The sequence below is a fragment of the Lysinibacillus sp. fkY74-1 genome (assembly GCF_053165895.1).
On sequence record NZ_CP170173.1, the window covers coordinates 4,105,754 to 4,121,640 of the forward strand.

Here is a 15,887-nt window from a genome sequence, read left to right on the forward strand (position 1 = left end):
TTTTTAAAACCTTTTATTTCAACATTTTGAGCTTTTTATTGAAAGCTTAGGATTCATTTTGTTGCACATGTCAAAGTTTCTTGTCACTATATTTTTCTAAATTAGTTAGATAGATTGATAGAGAATCGAGGTTTTTTGTATGCAACTTTCTATTAAACAAACACAAGAATTACAAATAGTTATGTCTGCCCAACTTCGTCAGGCAATTGAGCTACTCCAATATTCAACTCAGGAGCTAGAACAATATATACGTGAACAAGAACTCGTTAATCCTTTAATCGAGCTAAGTGAACCAACATTTAAAGAGCATCTACAGATTTCCAAAACGTGTGGCAGACACTATAACAATTGGCATCTTTCTACAAAATGTGAAAAAAATATCCGTGATGAGCTGTTTCAGCAGGTCAGGCTAACTTTTGATAATGAAAAGGACATTCAGCTCTTAAAACATATTATTTACCATTTAGATGACAATGGGTATTATGAGCAATCCATACAATCTTCTTATAATGACCTAGAAATAGAAAAGGGCATTCATTTATTACAAACGATTGGTCCTCTAGGAATCGGTGCACGCAATTTAAAAGAGTGTTTACTATTACAAACTATTTATGGTCCTAACAGCCCTGCTCATGCCGATACCATTATTTCTAATTATCTAGAAGAGCTCGCTCATAATAATTGGAAAAAAATATCAAAAGAGCTGGATATATCCCTAAATGACTTACAAATCATCTATCTTTTTATACAATCACTACAGCCAAAGCTAAGCTCATTGTTTTATCAGGAATTGGTACATACAACAATACCAGATATTATTGTTGATATTGTGGACGGTGGGATTACCTTTTCGTTGAACGATTATTATTTACCAAAGGTTAGTATTCATGCTGACTACTTTCCTTATATAAAAGCTCATTCCTCAGAAAAGAGTTATTTTAAAAAACACTTAGCTGACTACCACTGGCTAGTGAACAGCATAGAACAACGTCGAAATACAATGATCAACATTATGAAGGCCCTTATTGAAAAACAAAGAAAGTTCTTTCTTGATGGCCTTGACGCCATACAACCACTTACGTTGCGTGAAATTGCTGACCAAATAGATGTTCATGAATCGACGGTTAGTCGCATTACAACAAATAAGTATGTACAAACTGCTTTTGGTACATTTGAATTAAAAGAATTATTCAGCTCTAAATTGTCGACAGCAAATGGTCATAGTGTGTCACAAATAAAGGTAAAATCTTTGCTATCAGACTATATCAAATCAGAAAATAAGGCAAAGCCCTTCTCTGATCAAAAAATAGCTGAATATTTTAACTCTGCTTTAGGTATTGAAATATCTCGACGTACCATAGCTAAATATCGCGAGGACATGAGTATCCCCTCCTCGGCAAGACGTAAAATAATACCTTTTAAATAACGTGAAAAGGAGCTATCTATTGAAGTTAGCTCCTTTTACTTCTATACAAATTTAATGCATACTCACTAATTATTGCTTCATATTAACAAATACACTTTTCACTTCAGTGTAATTGGACAAACCATATTCACCGCCCATTTCGCGACCAATTCCTGACTGTTTGTAACCACCAAATGGCATCGTTTCCCATTCTAAACCGAAATCATTAATCCATACGGTCCCAGCTTGTAGTTTACTAGCTATATAATGTGCCTTTTTTACATTTTCAGTCCAAATGCTTGCAGCAAGTCCATACTTACTATTATTAGCACGTACGATTACCTCATCTACTGTTTCAAACGACAGAATGGACATCACTGGTCCGAAAATCTCTTCTTGAGCAATTATCATCGTGTCCTGTACATCAGCAAAGATAGTTGGTTGGACAAAATATCCCTTTTCCAGTGCTCGATCGCCACCTGCTACTATACGAGCACCCTCCTCTTTTCCTTTTTCGATATAATCAAGAACTGTATTTAATTGCTTTTGTGACACTAATGGACCCATATCTGTTTCTGGGTCTAAACCTGACCCTATCTTTAATGCTTTAGCCTTTTCCGCGAGTCGTTCAATAAATAGATTGTATAGACTACTATGCACAAATACCCGCGTACATGCACTACAGTTTTGTCCATGATTGTACATCGTACCAGCAAAAGTTCCTTCGATCGCTTCCTCGACATCTGCATCTGGTAACACAATAGCAGGCGATTTTCCTCCAAGCTCTAATGTTATACTTTTCACATCATCGGCAGCCTTTTTCATCACGTGTATTCCCGTCTTTGTTGACCCAGTGAAGGCTACTTTTGCTACACCTTTATGTGTAACTATCGCTTCACCCGCCTCTCCCGTACCTGGAACAATATTTACTACACCATCTGGAAAACCAGCTTGTTTCATTAACTGGCCAACATATAATAACGACAATGGCGTTTCAGCTGCTGGTTTGATGACAACCGTACATCCTACAGCTAACGCTGCCCCTAGCTTCCATGCCGCCATTGCAAGAGGAAAATTCCAAGGAATAATTTGACCTACAATTCCAACGGGCTCATGTACAATGTAATTTAAGTAATCCTTTGACACTTGTACAGTCTGTCCTGTAATTTTTGTTGCCCAGCCTGCATAATAACGGAAATGTTGAACTGTGCCATCCACATCATCTGCAAGAGCAGCTTTATATGGTTTTCCATTGTCTAATGATTCTAGCTGTGCCAGCTCTTCACGATGCTCTTCTAGTAAATCTGCCAATTTATAAATAATTCGTGAGCGTTCAGCTGCCTCCATCATTGACCATTGACCTTCAAAAGCTTGTTGAGCAGCATGCACGGCTAGATCGATATCTTCTGCCTGTGCTTCACTTACTACGGCAATGACCTCTTCATTAGCAGGATTTAAAACATTTAATGTTTTACCTGATTGAGCTTGCACATATTTACCATCGATATATAAGCCAATTGTAGACTGCAGAAATTCCTTTATTTGTGGCTTTAATGTCAACACTGCCTCCATCGGTCTTCCCCCTTTTACATTAATAATGTTCGATTGCCAGTACGTCTAAATTTGTCATAATTGCTTTTAGTTGTGCATCTTCTTCCTCTGTTAGTGGGAGTCGTGGTAGACGACAGGGTCCCCCTGCCCACCCTTTTAATTCCATTGCACGTTTGGTAATTTGTACATATTTACCCGATCCCTCTAAAAATGCACATAAAGGTAATAAACGATCGTAAATTGCCCAAGCTGCCTCTAAGTTCCCCTTTTTTACTTGACTATATAATTTTGTGACAAGCTCTGGCACAATATTTCCAGATACAGAAATCCACCCAACAGCCCCAACTAAAAGTGATTCGATAGCTAAGTCCTCAGAGCCACAAAATACTTCTATATCATTTTGACCTTGACGTACGATATCACGCGCTTTACCAATACTGCCGCTCGATTCTTTAATATGTGTAATATTTGGAACATCTCTACCTACTTTTAAAATCGTTTCTAAGCCAATATCTACCCCCGAAGTAAACGGGTTATTATAGATCATGATGGGAAATTTTACAGATTCGGCTACTGATTTAAAATGAACATATATTTCCTCATCTTTTGGATGTGCGTAATAGGAATTAATTAATAATGCTGCATCTGCACCAGCCTGTTCTGCCTGCTGTGTATAGATGATTGCCTCTGCAGTTGTTTCAGCTGCTGTCCCAACAATCAATGTCATTCGCCCTTTAATTTGATCTACAGCTACTTCTACTGCTTTAAACCGTTCTTCTTTAGTTAAACTTACAAATTCACCCGTACTACCATTAATAGCAATACCTGTGACCCCAGCTTCAATAAAATGTTCAATATTTTGTCGGTAACCGTCCCAATCAATGTCTGTTTGATTTTTCATCGGCGTTACTAATACAGGAAATACACCTTCAAGTTTTTTCATCTTTTCTTCCTCCTCTAAACTCTTTTATTACACAATGATAAATCCATGATGCAAAGGATCTTCACGGTCCACTACAAATTGATGGATTCCTGTGATATAAGCTGTTAATGCAACTTCGTAGCCAGCTTCATGTTTTTGTATAATTTCAATGCTACTACCAAAAATACTTTCATTTTTTCTGACAGCCTCTTCCCCTAAAACTGCTATTAATGCCAATATACTGTCTACACCAGGTGAACGTAATATATAGCCATCTCGCTCAAAGGTAACGGACCTGACAGAGCTATTTAATTGTTCATACATAATGACCCCATCTGCCGTCCTATATTTCTCACTTTCTAGTAATCCCCATGTACTGATTTCTGCTAATTCTTCTAAAACAATTGCTTTAAATTGCTGTGGTTTTTCTACAACAATGTATCGTCGCTCATTATCGATAATGACTTGCTCACCTTCTAATTGTGCTGGCTTCAATATTAAATGAACTGATAATACTGCATCTCTCTTTTCAGAAAGCTTGACATAGGCTTCATAGACACCTTTGACTGTTTCAATAGAGTAAGTATTATTTTTTGAGAGTTCTATTGTTCCTTGTTCAATCAATGCAGTCATTGTGGCTACAAGTGCTTCATACTTAAAATTTGTAGAAGCTGCATGCTGGAAAAATAGTAATCGATAGGAAGCAATAGCGGATGGTAAAACAAGACAGCCATTCATTCCACGATGTCCTCTCGGCTCATTCAACAGCAATTGTTTTGTATCTTCAAATTGTGTATTTAACTGATGATCCGCTTCCAAAATATCTTCATGCATCAGCATGATTGGAGATTGCACGATAATGCGAAAGGCTTCTCCCACTACTTGTGTATCTATCGTTTGAAAAGACTTATGAAAATTCATGTTTATCCTCCCTTAGTGATCCATTGGTGGAATCATCAAATAGCCTTCTTTTAATGGGTCCTGATCATTGTAAAAAAATCGATGCATCCCCATTATCCATGCAGACCCTGTTACCTCCGGAATAACAGCTGTTAAACCACTAATAGTTACTTCTTCTAGTACACGTGCTTTAAACATTGTCCCCACAATACTTTCATAGACGAAGGACTCATTGAGAACGAGCTTATTTTTTAAATAGAGTGTAGCAATTTTGGCAGATGTACCAGTGCCACAAGGAGAACGGTCGATTCCTCCTGGCGGAACAACAACTGTATTTTTTAAATCAGCTAATGGGTTAACTGGATCTGTATAAAACTCAATATGTGTAAGTCCATGGATAAACGAGTACTCCGGATGGACAATATCCTCCACAGCATTCACAGCATTGCGGAGACGAATAGCCGTGTTAATAATCTTCGTCGAATTGTCTACAGCTAAGTCTAGATTGATTTTTCTAGCATCAATAATGCCGTAAAAATTCCCACCATATGCTATTTCACATTCCACTACACCTAGCTCAGAATCATTAATTTCAATTGTTTTTAATAAAAAGGATGGTACATTTTTAAAGGTCACTTCCTTCGCTACACCATCCGTTACTTTAATCTGCACATCAATTAAACCTGCAGGTGTGTCCAATTTTATATTTGTAAAGGGTGTAGTAACCTCTATTAAATTCGCTTCAATAAGTGCTGTACAAACACCTATTGTGTCATGTCCACACATTGGTAAATAACCACCTGTTTCAATATAAATCACTCCGAAATCGGCTTCTGGTTGGCAAGGTTCTGTAATGATAACACCTGACATTACACTATGCCCTCGTGGCTCATTCATAAGAAATTTTCGAATCCAGTCATAATTCTCTTGCATAAATAACATTTTTTCAGACATGGTTTTGCCTTCAAGCTTGGGCATCCCACTTATTAATGAACGGGTCGGATTTCCACCCGTGTGTGTATCAATGGTCGTAAATAGTTTTTGAAAATTCATTCGTGAAGCACTCCTTTCTGAAAACGACTAAGATGAACCGGTTCAGTAGGAATGCATGTATCTTTGTGCTGTAGTAATTCTTGGATAAGCTTTCCGGTAACTGCAGCTAAGCTAATGCCATCTCCTTCATGACCTGCAGCGATATAGAAGCCAGGTACTTCCTCTACTTCACAAATAATAGGTAAATGATCTTCTGTCCATGGTCTTAACCCTGCATATGTACGAATAATCGACATATCAGCAATTTTTGGATAGAAGCGTACCGCACGTCTAGCAATCATTTTTGCCACATCATGATTCACCTTCGTGTCAAATCCTACAAATTCTCGACTACTTCCTATTAAAAAATTTTGTGCCTCTGTCGGCTCAAACACTAAGGCTACTCCGTATTTTTCAATATCCGCATCCACCTTACGCTCTCCACCAAACTTTGAAATTAAATAACCAAATTCCATAACTTTTCTTAGTCCTACTGGTTCCTGACGTGATGCCACCAAAATATGTCCTTTACGAGGTTTAATGGGAATATCAACACTAAGCATTTGTCCAATAAACGGTGCCCAAATTCCGCAAGCATTAATGACTTTATTTGCGGTTATCCACCCCTCATTCGTTTCAAGTGAAAATGTATCATCTGGCTGCTTCTTAATATTTTTGACCTCTGTATGTTTTTTTATCTTTGCACCCAATTTCTCAGCGGAGTGAAACATAGAAAATGTCAGCATGTATGGGTTCACTGTTGAATCCGTTTTACATTCCAATCCACCGTATAAATCATCTGCGAAGTATTTTGATTCGTTCCGCAGGTCCTCACGATCTAACATTGTAAAATCTAGACCCGCCTCTTGTTGACGATTAACCCATTGCTGTGCAGCCTCCATCTCTAGCTCACTTTCACAAACAAGAATGCTGCCAGGATTCCGGTATTCAAAGCTCATATCTAACTCTCTATTTAACTCATGAACCAATCTTTGACTGACTAAAGACATTTGACTGTCAAAGCCAGGATCTTTATCAATAGCTAAAATATTGCCATCACAACGGGAAGAAGTCCCACTTGCAAGTTCGTTTTTTTCAAGTACTGTGATATCTAGGCCCGCCTTTGCACAATAATAAGCTATTGCTCCACCAATAATGCCACCGCCAATAATTACGATATCATGATGGGAATTCTTCATATCTCCCTCCTCCTTTCTATTCATGACTGTATGATGCAAAAAACATGCCAACCTCCCAAACTGGAATTTGTTTGATAAACTAGGCACTATGTGTCAAAATTATTTATATTATTCTAAATAATTAGACAAATTAACAATGAGGGGGTACTTACCTTGCATCCATATCATTTAATAATGAATAAAATATTAAAGCGTAATTTTGCTATAACATCTACTGACGATATTGTTTCCAAAATAAACGATGCCAGCAAGCAATATTTTGTGATTGAAAATCATAAACCTTATGGAGCAGTTCGCGGTAAAAGAAAAAACGATGTTCACTATGTTGCCTGTCATACCATCCAGTTGGATTGCCCACTCAAGAATGCTATTGAATATATGAAGGAATACGAATTTTTACTAGTTTGTAATGAGGAAAAAAAATATTTAGGATATTTACGGAGAGAGTCCTTAGCCTACGATCTTGCCTATGAATTAGAATGTGGAAATGCTTATTTACAAACCATTTTAAATACAATAAATGAATCATGCACAGTCATTGATGCTGAACAAAATGTAGTTTATTGGACGAAAGGAGCCGAAAGCATTTTTTCTGTGTCAGGAGAAAATATTATTGGAAAGCCAATCACTCATTTTTTCAAAGAAGATCAACTAGAAATTTTACATACTTTACAGCATAGAAAATCTGTTTATCAACAGCAGCATTTTCCTCGGGAAGATCTCGTCGTCATGATTAATTCTAATCCAGTTATGCTGCATAATAAGACAATTGGGGCAGTCGTTGCTGAAACAGATATTACCCATGTCAAAAAATTAAACGAAGAGCTCCATATTACATCTGAGAAATTATTAAATTTAGAGAAACAGATGAGTACTAATGGTTTAGCATTTGACCCGTTTACCCTTATTCGTGGCAATAGTCCAAAGCTTAAAGAAGTATTAGAAAAAGTAAAAAAGGTCGCAGAAACAGAGGCAAATATTTTAATTTACGGAGAGAGTGGCGTTGGTAAAGAATTATTTGCACGTGCGGTTCATGCTATTCGAGAAAAGTCTGAAGCACCCTTTGTTGCTATCAATTGTGGTGCCATTCCAAGTGGCCTATTTGAAAGTGAGATTTTTGGTTATGAAAAAGGAGCTTTTTCTGGTGCCCATCAAAAAGGAAAAAAAGGTAAGGTAGAGCTTGCACGTGGAGGTACTTTATTTTTAGATGAAATCGGTGAGATGCCATTAGAAATGCAAGTCAAAATTTTGCGATTACTACAGGAAAAGACCTTTTATACAGTTGGTGGTACAAAGGAAATGGATGTCGAATTTAACCTAGTAGCAGCTACTAATAGAGATTTGAAGCAATTGGTGGCAGAGGGGAAATTTAGAGAAGATTTATATTATCGACTAAATGTGGTGAATTTCACCGTTCCTCCTCTTAGGGAGCGGGCATCAGATATATTAGAAATTAGCAATTACTTTTTATATGAAAAGTCAATTAAATATAATCGACCTATTCAAGGAATCCCAACTGAAATAGCAAATGCTCTTTTAAAATACCATTGGCCAGGCAATGTCCGTGAATTATCGAACGTTATCGAGCGACTGGTTGTATTTTCTGATGAGGGGGCCATTCATATGGAAGACCTCCCTACTGATATTTTAGCGGTGATGCCAAAAGATAAAGCAATGGACGTTAAGATAGATTTTCCTCTAGGAACAGAGCTTAACAATCAGCTTGAACATTATGAACGTGAAATAATTTTAGACCAGCTTGCCAAAGTAAATGGTAATAAAAAAACATGTGCTAAAAACTTAGGTATTACTCGCGCCACTTTATATAATCGATTAAAGAAATTAAACATAGATGTCTAATTTTATTAAATATATGTCAATATTTTTATACACATTATTCACATTCAACTAGATATCCCCTTCATATTTATTTTTTTCTTTGGCATAGTTTTTGCACTATGTACTATGTTAAGTATTTTATATAGTAGAGGTGGAACTATGCAAAATAAATCTATGATTGTATGCCGTTGTGAAGAAATTAGTTACGATGAATTAGTAGAAAGCGCATCAAAATATAAGTGCTCTGCACGAGAACTGAAATTACGAACGCGTGCAGGAATGGGCTATTGTGGCGGTCGTACATGCCGTACCATGGTAGATTCTATTGCTCATCTTCATCATCCTCGCAAAAATGATGAAGTTTCATTAAAACATCAAGCCCCTATTCGACCAGTACGATTCTCCAATTTAGGGGAGGTAAAATCATGACAGAGCGTATAATAAACCACCCAGTTTTAGGGGCTTTAACGCAAAAAGAAAAAGTAACTTTTACTTATGACGATCATTTGTTTGAAGGTTACAAAGGCGAGTCCCTAGCTGCTGCATTGCTAGCACAAGGAATACGCACTTTAAGATTGCACGAAGAAACTGGCCAGCCTCGAGGCATCTATTGTAATATTGGTCATTGTTTTGAATGCCGTGTCAATGTAAATGGCTTAGAAGGTGAACGAGCATGCTTAACTCCTCTTTCAGATGGCATGGCTGTAAAAAGTGGGCAGACACTTCCTACGACAGTAAGAGACTGGAGGAAGAACGATGAACAATAAAGTAATTATAATTGGGGCTGGTCCTGCGGGTCTTGCGGCGGCTATTACATTAGCAGAAAAAAATATTGCAGTCCTTGTTATCGATGAATATTTATATGCTGGAGGGCGATTACTAGGACAACTTTATGAAGAGAAGCCAGGAACATGGTGGAACGGTATTGTAGAATCAGAACGTTTAGTAGAACGAGCTAAAGCAGTCCATGTTGAATTTTTATTACAAACGAGTGTATCTGACTTAGAAAAAATAGGTCAAATGTGGGTCATCCATACAACTAAAGGTGCATTTCGTACCCAACACCTGCTATTAGCTACTGGAGCTGCCGAATCGCCTTTCCCTATTCCAGGTTGGACTCTTCCAGGAGTCATGTCTGTTGGAGCAGCACAAGTAATGACAAATGTACATCGTGTGAAACCTGGAAAACGTGGTGTCATTGTCGGAGTTAATGTACTTTCTTCAGCTATTGCAATGGAATTACAATTAGCAGGTGTTCATGTAGCCGCTATTACATTACCCCCCACTAACTTATTAACAGAGGGTTATAGCAATCCTTTAGAAGTTATGACCTCATTATTGCATGTGGCTCATATGGCTCCCTCCCCTCTTGTTAAAATAGGCAGCAAATTGATGAAAAATGACTTTATGAAAAAGCTTGGTATTACCTTTTATCCCAAAAATGGTGTGAAAATGTGGGATATTCCTATTATGTTACGTAAAGCTGTTATTGAAATCGTTGGTAAAAATCAAGTTGAAGGGGTCATTTTAGCAACAGTGAATACAGATGGCTCTATTGTGAAAGGAAGCGAACAACGTATCAAAGCAGATTTTATTTGTATCGCTGGTGGTTTGTACCCTCTTGCAGAGCTTGCTTCTTTAGCAGGTTGTCCATTTCATTACATCGAACAATTAGGTGGGTTCATTCCTTTACATAATGAACAAATGGAAACTAATTTAGAGGGATTATATGTAGCAGGAAATATTACGGGCATTGAAGGAGCCAAGGTAGCATTAGCGCAGGGAGAAGTTGCAGCTCTTACAATTGCTCAACACCTAAATGGAGGAGCATCCAACCATGATATTAAGCTTGCCATCCAGGCTGTTGAAAAAACACGAGCCACTGCACATATTCAGTTTCATCCAGAAATTTTAGCTGGCCGTCAGCAAATGAAGCAAATTTGGAATGAATCTGTTGGGTCGCTTTCTATTCATTAAAAATCCATATGAAAGTGTAAAAGTCTTTTACTCATTTTCGTGAGTAAAAGGCTTTTTTACTTTATGGCATAAAACATGCAATACATATGATGAGCCTAAAAATTATGAAGGGAGGTTTTAGCTATTTAAACATTCATCTAAATTAAAGCTGTATACACACTTTAGTCATCATTTGGGTAAAGAGATGAATGCTAATAATGGATCGAACACAATTTTTTAGGGTGGTAATTTCGCGTTTTGATTTAAGAAAACAAGGGGGAAACATCTATGGAGACAATCGTTAATACATTGGTCGATTATATTTGGGGGAATGCACTTGTATACTTAGCATTAGGTGTAGGTCTTTATTTTACCGTCCTAACAAAAGCTGTTCAATTTCGTTATATTCCTGAGATGATTCGATTATTACGTGAACGGAAAGAGTCAAAGGAAGGAATCTCATCGTTCCAAGCCTTTTGTATGGCATTGTCTGGGCGGGTTGGTGTTGGTAATATTGCAGGAGTGGCTACGGCTATTGCTGCTGGTGGACCAGGTGCAGTATTTTGGATGGGTATTATGGCCTTTTTAGGGGGAGCAAGTGCATTTATTGAATCTACTCTTGCTCAATTATATAAAGAAAAGGCTGATGATCAGTATCGCGGGGGGTCGCCATATTATATCGAAAAGGGGTTGAGACTAAAGGGATTTGCCATATTTGTTGCGTGTGTGATCTGTCTCTCATATGGTGTTCTAGTGCCAGGAATCCAGGCGAACACCATTGCCACTTCCTTTAATACGGCTTTTCATATTCCACCATTTATAACAGGTGCTCTAATTGTTATTCTTTTAGGATTAATCATATTTGGTGGTGTAAAGCGTATAGCACGTGTTGCAGATAAAGTTGTTCCTATTATGGCACTTGCTTATGTAATTTTAACACTCATTATTTTAGGAGCGAATGTAAGTGAAATTCCAGGTATGGTTAAACTTATTATTACAAGTGCTTTTGGTACAAATGCCATTTTTGGTGGTATAGTGGGGACTGCAATCGCTTGGGGTGTAAGACGCTCGGTATTTTCAAACGTAGCTGGAGCGGGAGAAGCAACATTTAGTTCTGCTGCTGCTGAAGTATCTCACCCTGCTAAACAAGGTTTAGTTCAGGGTTTTTCCATCTATATTGATACAATCATTGTATGTACAGCTACAGCTTTAATGATTCTCATTACAGGTATGTATAATGTTACTCCTTCTGGAACAACGGCACCATTAGTTGAAAATATTCCAGGCGTCGTAGCAGGCACTGCTTATACACAAGCAGCTGTATCTACAGTGTTCAATGATTTCGGAAGTGGATTCGTGGCTACAGCCATATTCCTTTTCGCGTTCACTACATTAATGGCATACTACTACATTGCAGAGACAACCATTGTATATTTAGATAATAAGCTACGCTTCCCCATTTTAAAATTAGTATTAAAAATGGTCTTCTTACTAGTTGTTTATGTTGGAAGTGTTCAATCTGTTAGTCTTATGTGGGGACTTGGAGACATTGGATTTGGGAGTATGAGTTATTTGAACTTTATTGCTATTGTATTATTAACCAAACCAGCCATTCGAGTTTTGCAAGATTATGACCGACAAAAAAAGGCCGGTCTAGATCCTATTTTTGATCCAAGAGAAGTTGGAATTAAAAACGCCGAGTTTTGGATAGAATACAGTAATATGCATAAAAAGAATTAACTAAAAAAACAGTCAGCACACAGCTGACTGTTTTTGTTGCCTAGCGACGTCCTACTCTCACAGGGGGAAGCCCCCAACTACCATCGGCGCTAAAGAGCTTAACTTCCGTGTTCGGTATGGGAACGGGTGTGACCTCTTTGCCATCATCACTAGACTATGTTCGGCTTTCAATATACATCGCATTTCTTCGTCAGCTCCTGTCGTTCAGTCAGTCACGTACTTGAGTACGCTCCTTCCCTCTCTCCATTGCTTCCTCGAACTACTCGTATCTTGAAACCCTTTATAAAAGAAATTATTCTTTCAAAACTGGATAAACGGTTCATTGAATGCTTCAAACTTTTTTGGTTAAGTCCTCGATCGATTAGTATTCGTCAGCTCCATGTGTCACCACACTTCCACCTCGAACCTATCTACCTCATCGTCTTTGAGGGATCTTACTTACTTGCGTAATGGGAAATCTCATCTTGAGGGGGGCTTCATGCTTAGATGCTTTCAGCACTTATCCCGTCCACACATAGCTACCCAGCGATGCCTTTGGCAAGACAACTGGTACACCAGCGGTGTGTCCATCCCGGTCCTCTCGTACTAAGGACAGCTCCTCTCAAATTTCCTACGCCCACGACGGATAGGGACCGAACTGTCTCACGACGTTCTGAACCCAGCTCGCGTACCGCTTTAATGGGCGAACAGCCCAACCCTTGGGACCGACTACAGCCCCAGGATGCGATGAGCCGACATCGAGGTGCCAAACCTCCCCGTCGATGTGGACTCTTGGGGGAGATAAGCCTGTTATCCCCGGGGTAGCTTTTATCCGTTGAGCGATGGCCCTTCCATGCGGAACCACCGGATCACTAAGCCCGTCTTTCGACCCTGCTCGACTTGTAGGTCTCGCAGTCAAGCTCCCTTGTGCCTTTACACTCTACGAATGATTTCCAACCATTCTGAGGGAACCTTTGGGCGCCTCCGTTACCTTTTAGGAGGCGACCGCCCCAGTCAAACTGTCCGCCTGACACTGTCTCCTGCCCCGCTAAGGGGCATGGGTTAGAATTTCAATACAACCAGGGTAGTATCCCACCGACGCCTCCTTCGAAGCTGGCGCTCCGAGATCTCTGGCTCCTACCTATCCTGTACAAGTTGTACCAAAATTCAATATCAGGCTACAGTAAAGCTCCACGGGGTCTTTCCGTCCTGTCGCGGGTAACCTGCATCTTCACAGGTACTATAATTTCACCGAGTCTCTCGTTGAGACAGTGCCCAGATCGTTACGCCTTTCGTGCGGGTCGGAACTTACCCGACAAGGAATTTCGCTACCTTAGGACCGTTATAGTTACGGCCGCCGTTTACTGGGGCTTCAATTCGCAGCTTCGCTTGCGCTAACCACTCCTCTTAACCTTCCAGCACCGGGCAGGCGTCAGCCCCTATACGTCACCTTACGGTTTTGCAGAGACCTGTGTTTTTGCTAAACAGTCGCCTGGGCCTATTCACTGCGGCTCTCATGCGCTTGCACGCTCAAGAGCACCCCTTCTCCCGAAGTTACGGGGTCATTTTGCCGAGTTCCTTAACGAGAGTTCTCTCGCACACCTTAGGATTCTCTCCTCGACTACCTGTGTCGGTTTGCGGTACGGGCACCTCTCACCTCGATAGAGGCTTTTCTTGGCAGTGTGAAATCAGGAACTTCGTCCATACGGACTCGCCATCACAGCTCAACGTTACAGTGTGCGGATTTGCCTACACACACGCCTTACTGCTTGGACGCGCATAACCAACAGCGCGCTTACCCTATCCTACTGCGTCCCCCCATTTCTCAAACGGTGAGGAGGTGGTACAGGAATATCAACCTGTTGTCCATCGCCTACGCCTATCGGCCTCGGCTTAGGTCCCGACTAACCCTGAGCGGACGAGCCTTCCTCAGGAAACCTTAGTCATACGGTGGACGGGATTCTCACCCGTCTTTCGCTACTCATACCGGCATTCTCACTTCTAAGCGCTCCAACAGTCCTTCCGGTCTGACTTCAACGCACTTAGAACGCTCTCCTACCACTGACATCGTAGATGTCAATCCACAGCTTCGGTGAATCGTTTAGCCCCGATACATTTTCGGCGCAGCGTCACTCGACCAGTGAGCTATTACGCACTCTTTAAATGATGGCTGCTTCTAAGCCAACATCCTGGTTGTCTGTGCAACGCCACATCCTTTTCCACTTAACGATTACTTTGGGACCTTAGCTGGTGGTCTGGGCTGTTTCCCTTTTGACTACGGATCTTATCACTCGCAGTCTGACTCCCGTGTATAAATATCTGGCATTCGGAGTTTGTCTGAATTCGGTAAACCGGGATGGCCCCCTAGTCCAAACAGTGCTCTACCTCCAGTATTCTCATCACGAGGCTAGCCCTAAAGCTATTTCGGAGAGAACCAGCTATCTCCAAGTTCGATTGGAATTTCTCCGCTACCCACACCTCATCCCCGCACTTTTCAACGTGCGTGGGTTCGGGCCTCCAGTAAGTGTTACCTTACCTTCACCCTGGACATGGGTAGATCACCTGGTTTCGGGTCTACGACCACGTACTATTTCGCCCTATTCAGACTCGCTTTCGCTGCGGCTCCGCCTTCTAAAGCTTAACCTCGCACGTAATCGTAACTCGCCGGTTCATTCTACAAAAGGCACGCTATCACCCATTAACGGGCTCTAACTACTTGTAGGCACACGGTTTCAGGATCTCTTTCACTCCCCTTCCGGGGTGCTTTTCACCTTTCCCTCACGGTACTGGTTCACTATCGGTCACTAGGTAGTATTTAGCCTTGGGAGATGGTCCTCCCGGATTCCGACGGAATTTCACGTGTTCCGCCGTACTCAGGATCCACTCAGGAGAGAACGAACTTTCGACTACAGGGCTTTTACCTGCTCTGGCGGACCTTTCCAAGTCGCTTCATCTAACTCGCTCTTTTGTAACTCCGTATTGAGTGTCCTACAACCCCAAGAGGCAAGCCTCTTGGTTTGGGCTCTTCCCGTTTCGCTCGCCGCTACTCAGGGAATCGATTTTTCTTTCTCTTCCTCCAGGTACTTAGATGTTTCAGTTCCCTGGGTCTGCCTTCAAGACGCTATGTATTCACGTCAAGATACTACGCGATTAAACGTAGTGGGTTCCCCCATTCGGAAATCTCCGGATCAAAGCTCACTTACAGCTCCCCGAAGCATATCGGTGTTAGTGCCGTCCTTCTTCGGCTCCTAGTGCCAAGGCATTCGCCGTGCGCCCTTAATAACTTAACCTATCAGCTTTCCATACACTTCACATTTCGTTGTCAGCCTCACTCGTTCAATCAGTCACGTACTGAAGTACGCTC

General features: G+C 40.4%; 11 protein-coding genes and 2 rRNA genes. 6 read left to right on the forward strand and 7 right to left on the reverse strand.

Going from position 1 to position 15,887, the window contains the following annotated elements; all coding sequences use genetic code 11:
• Positions 1 to 139 precede the first annotated feature (139 nt).
• Positions 140 to 1,426: an RNA polymerase factor sigma-54 gene (rpoN, locus tag ACE1MS_RS20280; protein WP_012291921.1), complete on the forward strand. Its 1,287-nt coding sequence runs from the start codon at positions 140 to 142 to the stop codon at positions 1,424 to 1,426.
• 69 nt (positions 1,427 to 1,495) lie between these two features.
• Here rpoN and ACE1MS_RS20285 read toward each other — a convergent pair whose 3' ends face one another.
• Genes ACE1MS_RS20285 through ACE1MS_RS20305 form a run of 5 tightly spaced genes read right to left on the reverse strand, consistent with a single transcriptional unit; the run spans position 1,496 to position 7,009 of the window.
• On the reverse strand, positions 1,496 to 2,977 hold the full coding sequence (locus ACE1MS_RS20285; protein WP_447402586.1) for an aldehyde dehydrogenase family protein: 1,482 nt from the start codon (positions 2,975 to 2,977) through the stop codon (positions 1,496 to 1,498).
• A gap of 19 nt (positions 2,978 to 2,996) precedes the next feature.
• Positions 2,997 to 3,899 carry a 4-hydroxy-tetrahydrodipicolinate synthase gene (gene dapA / locus ACE1MS_RS20290; protein ID WP_036163911.1) on the reverse strand — a complete coding sequence of 301 codons (903 nt, stop codon included), beginning with the start codon at positions 3,897 to 3,899 and terminating at the stop codon, positions 2,997 to 2,999.
• Positions 3,900 to 3,926: 27 nt separating this feature from the next.
• Positions 3,927 to 4,799, reverse strand: a complete 873-nt coding sequence (locus ACE1MS_RS20295) for a proline racemase family protein (RefSeq protein WP_036163909.1) — start codon at positions 4,797 to 4,799, stop codon at positions 3,927 to 3,929.
• Between the two features lie 12 nt (positions 4,800 to 4,811).
• Positions 4,812 to 5,831: a proline racemase family protein gene (locus ACE1MS_RS20300; RefSeq protein WP_012291917.1), complete on the reverse strand. Its 1,020-nt coding sequence runs from the start codon at positions 5,829 to 5,831 to the stop codon at positions 4,812 to 4,814.
• Entirely contained in the window at positions 5,828 to 7,009 is a 1,182-nt protein-coding gene (locus tag ACE1MS_RS20305; RefSeq protein WP_031416271.1) for an NAD(P)/FAD-dependent oxidoreductase, read from the reverse strand. The genes ACE1MS_RS20300 and ACE1MS_RS20305 overlap by 4 nt, the downstream gene beginning before the upstream one ends.
• A gap of 153 nt (positions 7,010 to 7,162) precedes the next feature.
• Here ACE1MS_RS20305 and ACE1MS_RS20310 point away from each other — a divergent pair, with 153 nt between their 5' ends.
• The 5 genes from ACE1MS_RS20310 (at position 7,163) to ACE1MS_RS20330 (ending at position 12,544) form a co-directional block, all read left to right on the forward strand.
• Positions 7,163 to 8,869, forward strand: coding sequence for a sigma-54 interaction domain-containing protein (locus ACE1MS_RS20310; protein WP_230584376.1), 1,707 nt, complete (start codon positions 7,163 to 7,165; stop codon positions 8,867 to 8,869).
• A gap of 138 nt (positions 8,870 to 9,007) precedes the next feature.
• A complete protein-coding gene (locus ACE1MS_RS20315; RefSeq protein WP_012291914.1) occupies positions 9,008 to 9,277 on the forward strand; it encodes a (2Fe-2S)-binding protein in 270 nt (89 codons plus the stop codon).
• Complete coding sequence (locus tag ACE1MS_RS20320; protein WP_031416268.1) at positions 9,274 to 9,615, forward strand: (2Fe-2S)-binding protein; 342 nt, start codon at positions 9,274 to 9,276, stop codon at positions 9,613 to 9,615. The genes ACE1MS_RS20315 and ACE1MS_RS20320 overlap by 4 nt, the downstream gene beginning before the upstream one ends.
• The gene (locus ACE1MS_RS20325) at positions 9,605 to 10,825 is read left to right on the forward strand and encodes an NAD(P)/FAD-dependent oxidoreductase (RefSeq protein WP_036163908.1); all 1,221 of its coding nucleotides are present in this window, start codon (positions 9,605 to 9,607) and stop codon (positions 10,823 to 10,825) included. The genes ACE1MS_RS20320 and ACE1MS_RS20325 overlap by 11 nt, the downstream gene beginning before the upstream one ends.
• Before the next feature lie 267 nt (positions 10,826 to 11,092).
• Complete coding sequence (locus ACE1MS_RS20330; protein WP_447402587.1) at positions 11,093 to 12,544, forward strand: alanine/glycine:cation symporter family protein; 1,452 nt, start codon at positions 11,093 to 11,095, stop codon at positions 12,542 to 12,544.
• Positions 12,545 to 12,582: 38 nt separating this feature from the next.
• Here the strand turns inward: ACE1MS_RS20330 and rrf are convergent.
• Together rrf and ACE1MS_RS20340 are read right to left on the reverse strand one after the other, a co-directional pair.
• Positions 12,583 to 12,698, reverse strand: a 5S ribosomal RNA gene (gene rrf / locus ACE1MS_RS20335).
• A 187-nt stretch (positions 12,699 to 12,885) separates the two neighbouring features.
• Positions 12,886 to 15,813 (reverse strand): 23S ribosomal RNA (locus tag ACE1MS_RS20340).
• Positions 15,814 to 15,887 lie beyond the last annotated feature (74 nt).